The sequence below is a fragment of the Flavobacterium sp. genome, assembly GCF_044368995.1.
Taxonomy (GTDB): domain Bacteria; phylum Bacteroidota; class Bacteroidia; order Flavobacteriales; family Flavobacteriaceae; genus Flavobacterium.
This window is the reverse complement of the sequence record NZ_JBIPMS010000011.1, coordinates 22080-28992: the sequence shown is the minus strand read 5'-3', so window position 1 is coordinate 28992 and position 6913 is coordinate 22080. Positions and strand designations below refer to the sequence as shown.

At 31.1% G+C, this 6913-nt stretch carries 4 protein-coding genes; 1 reads left to right on the top strand and 3 read right to left on the bottom strand.

The window, feature by feature from the left end; genetic code table 11:
* The 3 genes from ACIQ2I_RS01980 to ACIQ2I_RS01970 form a co-directional block, all read right to left on the bottom strand.
* A partial coding sequence (locus tag ACIQ2I_RS01980; protein WP_396180759.1) for a DUF6443 domain-containing protein occupies window positions 1-643 on the bottom strand: 643 nt, incomplete at its 3' end.
* A 6-nt stretch (window positions 644-649) separates the two neighbouring features.
* The gene (locus tag ACIQ2I_RS01975) at window positions 650-3733 is read right to left on the bottom strand and encodes a hypothetical protein (RefSeq protein ID WP_396180758.1); all 3084 of its coding nucleotides are present in this window, start codon (window positions 3731-3733) and stop codon (window positions 650-652) included.
* 71 nt (window positions 3734-3804) lie between these two features.
* Window positions 3805-5427 carry a T9SS type A sorting domain-containing protein gene (locus ACIQ2I_RS01970; RefSeq protein ID WP_396180757.1) on the bottom strand — a complete coding sequence of 541 codons (1623 nt, stop codon included), beginning with the start codon at window positions 5425-5427 and terminating at the stop codon, window positions 3805-3807.
* A gap of 371 nt (window positions 5428-5798) precedes the next feature.
* Between ACIQ2I_RS01970 and ACIQ2I_RS01965 the strand changes: the two genes are divergently transcribed.
* Window positions 5799-6911 carry an NAD(P)/FAD-dependent oxidoreductase gene (locus ACIQ2I_RS01965; RefSeq protein ID WP_396180756.1) on the top strand — a complete coding sequence of 371 codons (1113 nt, stop codon included), beginning with the start codon at window positions 5799-5801 and terminating at the stop codon, window positions 6909-6911.
* Window positions 6912-6913 lie beyond the last annotated feature (2 nt).

The window sequence follows — 6913 nt, the reverse complement described above, 5'->3', positions numbered from 1 at the left end:
AACTAGTGGTCCAATTTTCATCTCTAACAATGGATTTATAGACTGTACTATTCGGGTGATAGCCTTGGCAAACTAAAGTATAGTTATAAACCATATTGGCGGTATCAAACTGTCTATCTGCTACAAATTTATATACTAAATCACTTTGTTCGTTAAGTTTGTAGTCGAATTTAATTTCTTTACCGCTCCCCATTGACCACGCATTGCCTGGGGCTGCTTGTTTTAATACTCTGTTTAACGGAGAAGCTTCAAATTGTTTTTGACTATAAGGATTGATTGTGTCTTCATAGCCATTGGTATTATAAAACCCCAACAAATCCGAGTTCGCACTCGCGTTAAAGTTTAAGCTTGCGCTTTGATTGGCATAAGGTAAAAATTCTTTAGCAGGTCTGCCAAAAGCGTCATACTCAATATGTGTTATAATGTCTTTACCCGTGTTGGATTGGGCATGTGCCACTTGTTGTATCGAACGTCCCAACCCATCAAAATAACTTACCTGAGTAACCGCTTGTACAGGTGTGGGTGTTACCAATGCGTTTAAAGTAGGTTCTTTGTAGGTTTTGGTTTTAATCCAATTTTGGTCGGGGCTTTGGGCTATTGCTAATATAGGTAGTAGCAATAATAGGTATAGTATTTTTCTCATGTCCAATTAGTTTTTATAATGATATTCATTTTCACTTAAAATATTGCCGCTACTGTCTTTTACAAATTGAAGTCGGTTAAAACTATCATAATGATAGGTTTGTTTGTCGCCTTTAGGGTCGATAATGGTGCTTACTCCTATTAATGGTTTGTGGGTATAGGTAGTTACTAAAGCGTTGGGAAAAATTGAACCTCTTAAAATATTTAAAGCAGTTATTAAATTTGCCTCTGTTCCAGTATTTGATAAATTTTGTAGGTTATTTATAATAGATGCAGGAATGGAAGTATATTGGATGTTTTCAATTTTTGCGATAATATATGATTTATTATAACCCCAAATGATAGCAGTGGAAATATCATTCTCGCTGTGATATTGAACTACGTTGTTCTTATCATCATATAAGTCAAAATAAATAGTTTTTTTATATAAAGAATTAGCATTATCTTCAAATAGAATAGTTTCTTTATTTTTATTTATTGAATTATTAATTAAATTATAATCAAAATCTATTCTATTTTTAAAAATAGTATTTTCATAATTTTTAATATTTTTTGGATATGACAAATAATTTTTTTGTAAATGTGTAGAATTAGTTAAGTAAGTAAATTCTACACTCTCTTCACTCAGTAAGGTGTTCGGTGCTAAAACCTGTCTTTTATTAGCGAGATTATTATAACTATCATAACTATATCTTTCCAAAATCGTTTTAGATGAATTATTAAAAAACTCAGTTGTTCTAGTTTCTTTTATTCTAGTATAAGAATCAAAAACTGGATAAAATGTTAATAAATATTTGTTAGTTGTATAGTATTCAATATCATAATTTTGGCCAGACAAATTATCAAACAGATTTCCAGTACATGAATGATAACAATATAAATCATTACTAGCCACCTTCATATTATATATATTTTCGTTAACAACTACATTGTCATAAAAAAATACTTTTTCAACTTGTTTTTCATTTAAGGAATTAAAAATACTTTCACTTAAAAGCGTGCCATTTTTTAAGAAATTTCTATTGAAAGAAAACATTTCTGAAACATACTTATTTACATTATTTGAAAATGTTTTTACAATTTTTCCATTATTTAACTCTGAAATTTCTACCTTATCATACCCAATATAATCTTGCTCACTAAGGGATGATATATTTACATTGTTATTTAAGCTAACTTCTAAAACCTCACTCTCTTGTATTTGAACACTGCAACCACCTTCTATATACCATAATTTAGTATATTTTGTTTTAGATAATATTCTCTTAGATACAGTCTTACCTCCAAAATAATTATAATTTATTTTCTTCATTAATTGTCCATCAAAATTAAATTTATTAATTTCTTTAATTCTTAAACCTGCACCTGTGTTAATAATTGGTAAATTTTCTTGAAGAAACAAACGATCAAACACGTTATTTTCGTATACAAACTCACTATATCCTTTTGTGGGATAAATAATTTTTTTAAGGGTAAATGTTTTGGTAAATTCTAAATTTGCATTAAAATTATTGGTAGAATTATTATTCAAATAGGTATTGCCTACTAGTACTAAATTAATTGGTGGGTTAAAACTAACATTATTAACACCATTAAAATAGCCCCAAAAATCAGTAGAAAAAGAGTTTTTTGCAGGAATTAAATTGTCAAAATATTCAAAACTATATTTTTCATCATTGACTTGTATATCTATTAATTTTAATCTTTTATTCCTTCTTTCCTCTAGTGTTTGAAGGTAATTTGGAGCATAATTATTTGCAGCTATAGGAAAACAATTTGATGTATAATTTGTAACAAAATAATCATAATTAAAATTTATATTTTTTATTATGCTCGTATTATTGCTTACTGTAATGGAACTTATTTTTTTATAATTTAAAATATCCACTCTTGAGTCATAATTAAAGTTGACGGTTTCATTACTAGTTTTAATTTGGGTTACAATATCTTCAGTATTATTATTTATCAAATGTTGGTCATATGGGTCAGTAAGCTGTTGATTTAATTGGCAATTTACTAGGTTAGAACCTCCCTGATTAACAGAAGTATAAAACCCATTACTTCCTATTAACCATTGTAATGGTCCCGATTCTGCATAACCTCCAATACAGGTAATGTATTTTTTCACATACGAGGGCATTTCAAAATAGTTTTCAATTTTAGAATAACTTAACACCATTTCATTTCCTTTAGAAGTAATTATTTTTGTTAAGCTGAATATTACGTTTCTACTATCTGAAAGACTTGGATAAATTAGATGCTTATTTACTTTATCAAAATAAAATTTATTTCCTTTGTTATCAGTAATCAAAAAGCCTTTTATCTTTAGTAAAGCTGTGTTTTCGTTAATAGTTTCAATTTTATATTCTTTCTTACCATTAATTATTGTAATTTCTTTATATTCAAATGGTGTTGTTCCACTCATTCCTATTGGGTTTCTTTCGCTGTTTTTTGTGGTAAACTTGATAGTTTCACCAAATAAATTTACTGTAAAAATATCTGACTCCGTGTCAAAACTACTACCCTGTTCATAAATTTGATAATAGTATTTATTATTTAAGCTGTATTTCCCATCATGGTCTAATAATACATCTCCAACCACATCGTAAAAATATGGTTCAGTTTGAATTCCTGATAACGGATAAACACCATTCATATTAGCATTCCACATTTGATATACCCCTGTCTTATAAGGTCCTAAACTAGGGATTGCGGGGTTGCCTTGAAAAGGAGGTAACTTAGAATGTATAGTGGATGCACCATAATCATTAATATCATTAATTTCTTGTACAATTTTTGGCATATCTATACTCCAGCCTAAACCAATTAATCCAGCTTCTTCATTAACTTTTATTCCACCAGTATAATTTCTGGCAGTTAAAGGAAAATTAATGCCATCAATTTCTATATTATGCAATGGTACTTCAATGTTAATTAATCCTCTATACTCATTCACTGGTGTTTCAATATATTTAGAGAATTCATAAATATTACCAGCTGTTGGATATTTAATACTACTAGCGGTTTGAGAAAATAAGTTACTACTACACAATAAAAAAAATGTAATATATATATTTATTGAATGTTTCATTTGTCTAGATTATTTGTTAAATAATTATTTATCTATTTTATGTTTATTAATAAAACACACTTGGTCTTATTTTACTTCTTTAATATTTTAACACTATTTTTTTCTTTATCGGTTACCAATTCTACTATGTATATTCCTGTTGGGTAACTGGTCATTTCAACGGGTAGGGTTCTGCTGCCATCAAGTTTATGGGTTTGCAAAAGTCGTCCGCTAATATCGTACAAGTTGGCGGTGCCATTTTCGTATTCAAATCCTATAATCACATTGGTAAAGGTCACCGCTGGGTTTGGTATGGCTTCAATAAGTTGTCTTTCCTTCTCCGGTTTGGTTCTGTCTATCATTTTTACCACCCAAAAATCTGCGCCACCTTTTGTACTGTTTTTATGTTTTGAAGCGGTTCCATTGGATGTTCCTGCCAATAAATAACCGCCATCACGGGTTTCAAAAAGTTTTTTCATTACTTCTTCGCCTTTGCTTCCAGCAGTTTGTGTCCAAATTTCTTCGCCGTTTGCCTTGATTTTTAATGCGATGTAATCGTTTATGCCTTCCTTATCTCCTTTTTTAAATTTAGCAGTCGTTTCATTGGTTTGTTCGGATTGTGCGTACCCGCCAATTAAAAACGAACCGTCTTTATTCTCTACTATTGAGGTTAACACATCTCTAGTACCATAATCATAAGTCTCTTGCCATTGTAGCATTTTATCTGTGCCAAATTTCAAAATCCAAAAATCACTACCCTTCTTGCTTGCTTTTGATTTCATATTAGAACTAGCGGAATTTGAGTTACCACCTACTATAAAACCACCATCAGAGGTTACTTCAATAGCAAATAAATTATCATCGGCTTCCGCTCCAATGGTTTGTTGCCATACCAGTTCGCCTTTATTAGAAAGTTCAACTAACCAAAAATCACCCATACCATAATTGTCTTGCGTTTTATCTCCAGATTGTGGCGAATTTGAATAGCCACCTGCTAAAATGTTACCATTGGGTAAAACCACTAGGTCTTTTAATTCATCTACATAGATGCCGCCTAGTGTTTTTTGCCATTCTATTTTTCCGTCTTTTTTTAATTTAACAATCCAGTAATCTAAATTACCGCGTGTATCTTCCGTCTTACCAAAAACATCCAGCACGCCTTTGTCATCTTTTCTTGTTTTATAAGAAGCAGAAGTACCTCCAATGACATAACCTCCGTCTTTAGTTTGGCAAATCGTTTGTAGTTTTTCTTGTCCACTACCGCCAATGGTTTGTTGCCAAAGTTCATTTCCTTTGGCATCTAATTTTATTATCCAAAAATCATCTTGACCTTTGGCATCTTCTTTTTTATCCAAACCTTTGTTTGAATTTGAAATACCTGCTAAAATAAAACCCCCATCAGAAGTCAGTTTCACACTATATAATAAATCAACTCCAGAACCACCAAAGCTTTTTTGCCAATCCAAGTCGCCTTTTTCATCCATCTTCCAAAGCCAATAATCTAAATCGCCTTTATTTGCGTCTTCTTTATTACCCGTTTTTCCAGAAATGGAACTTCCTGCCAGAATAAAACCATAATCTGGAGTGGGTTGTGCATCAAATAAATATTCGGCATGTTTGCCGCCATAGGATTTTTCCCAAAGAATGTCTTGGGCGTTTGAAAAATAAGTGGTCAATAGACAACCAAAAAGCAAAATTTTTGAGAGATGTTTCATAGGTTACAATTAAAAATTAGGACAATATTTGAGGTTTAATTTTAGTATCGATAGTATTTTTAACGAAAAAAAAATAAAACTAAAAATATTTTTAATTTGGAAGTACCTCACATTGCTATTGTCTGGCGAATTCTCAAATTTTAGTAAAGATTTTCAATTAATAGAAAATAATATTTTGCAACAAATGTTATGATGAAAACAATAACCCCATTCTGATGGCAGAAGCAATTCCCTTAAAATTAAAAAAACTATTAAAATTAAAATTGGCACCAAAAATATTTTGATACTGCATAATTTCTCTATTTTTGTAAAAGTTATGGGTCGTGTTTTTTCATACATGTCCAACGGATAGGAACTATAAAAAACAAAGTATGCAACTGAGCTATTGGGAAATAAAAAATTGGTTCTCCAACGTGGATTTCACCATAGTAGGCAGCGGCATTGTAGGTTTGCACACTGCTATTCGGTTAAGAGAGCGGTTTCCTGAAGCCAAAATTTTAGTTTTAGAAAAAGGGGTTTTGCCTCAAGGCGCCAGTACCAAAAACGCTGGTTTTGCCTGTTTTGGAAGTGTTTCCGAAATTCTTGACGATTTAAAAACACATACCGAAGAAGAAGTTATCCAACTGATTCAAAAAAGATATGCTGGTTTGCAACTGCTTCGTAAAAACCTAGGTGATGCCGCCATAGCTTACCAACCTTTAGGCGGTTACGAATTGTTTCTGAAAGAAGACGAAGCGCTTTATAGCGATTGTATATCCAAAATTCCATTAATAAACGATGTCGTTCGACCCTTATTCAAATCGGATGTGTATACTAAAGTAAATGATAGTTTTAAATTTAAAAACACGTTTGAACATTTGATTTTTAATACTTTTGAAGGTCAAATTGACACTGGAAATATGATGCAAGCTTTACTTAAAAAAGCAGCTTTTCATGATATTCTTATTTTAAATAATCAAAACGTTTCTGATTATCAAGAAACAAATGATAGTTTAGAAGTGGTAACCAACGAAGTGACTTTTAAAACCAAAAAACTAATTTTTACAACAAATGGTTTTGCTTCCGAATTAACTAAAAATGAAGTCAAACCCGCAAGAGCGCAAGTTTTAATTACCAAACCAATTGAAAATTTACACATCAAAGGCACTTTTCACTTAGACCAAGGGTATTATTACTTCAGAAATATAAATAACAGAGTGCTTTTTGGCGGTGGCAGAAACTTAGATTTTGAAGCGGAAACCACTACTTCATTAGCAACTACCGAAAAAATTCAAAATCGCTTGCAAGATTTACTAAAAAATGTAATTTTGCCTGATACCCCTTTTGAAATTGAACACAGTTGGAGTGGCATTATGGGTATTGGAAATTCTAAAAATCCAATTGTACAACAACTAAGCAACCATGTATATTGCGGCGTTAGAATGGGCGGAATGGGCGTTGCCATAGGAAGTTTAATTGGGAAAGAAGTAGCAGATTTAATATAAAA

Coding starts and splice junctions, on each gene's coding strand:
- ACIQ2I_RS01975 (WP_396180758.1), bottom strand. CDS start 3,733: ATGAAACATTCAATAAATATATATATTACATTTTTTTTATTGTGTAGT.
- ACIQ2I_RS01970 (WP_396180757.1), bottom strand. CDS start 5,427: ATGAAACATCTCTCAAAAATTTTGCTTTTTGGTTGTCTATTGACCACT.
- ACIQ2I_RS01965 (WP_396180756.1), top strand. CDS start 5,799: ATGCAACTGAGCTATTGGGAAATAAAAAATTGGTTCTCCAACGTGGAT.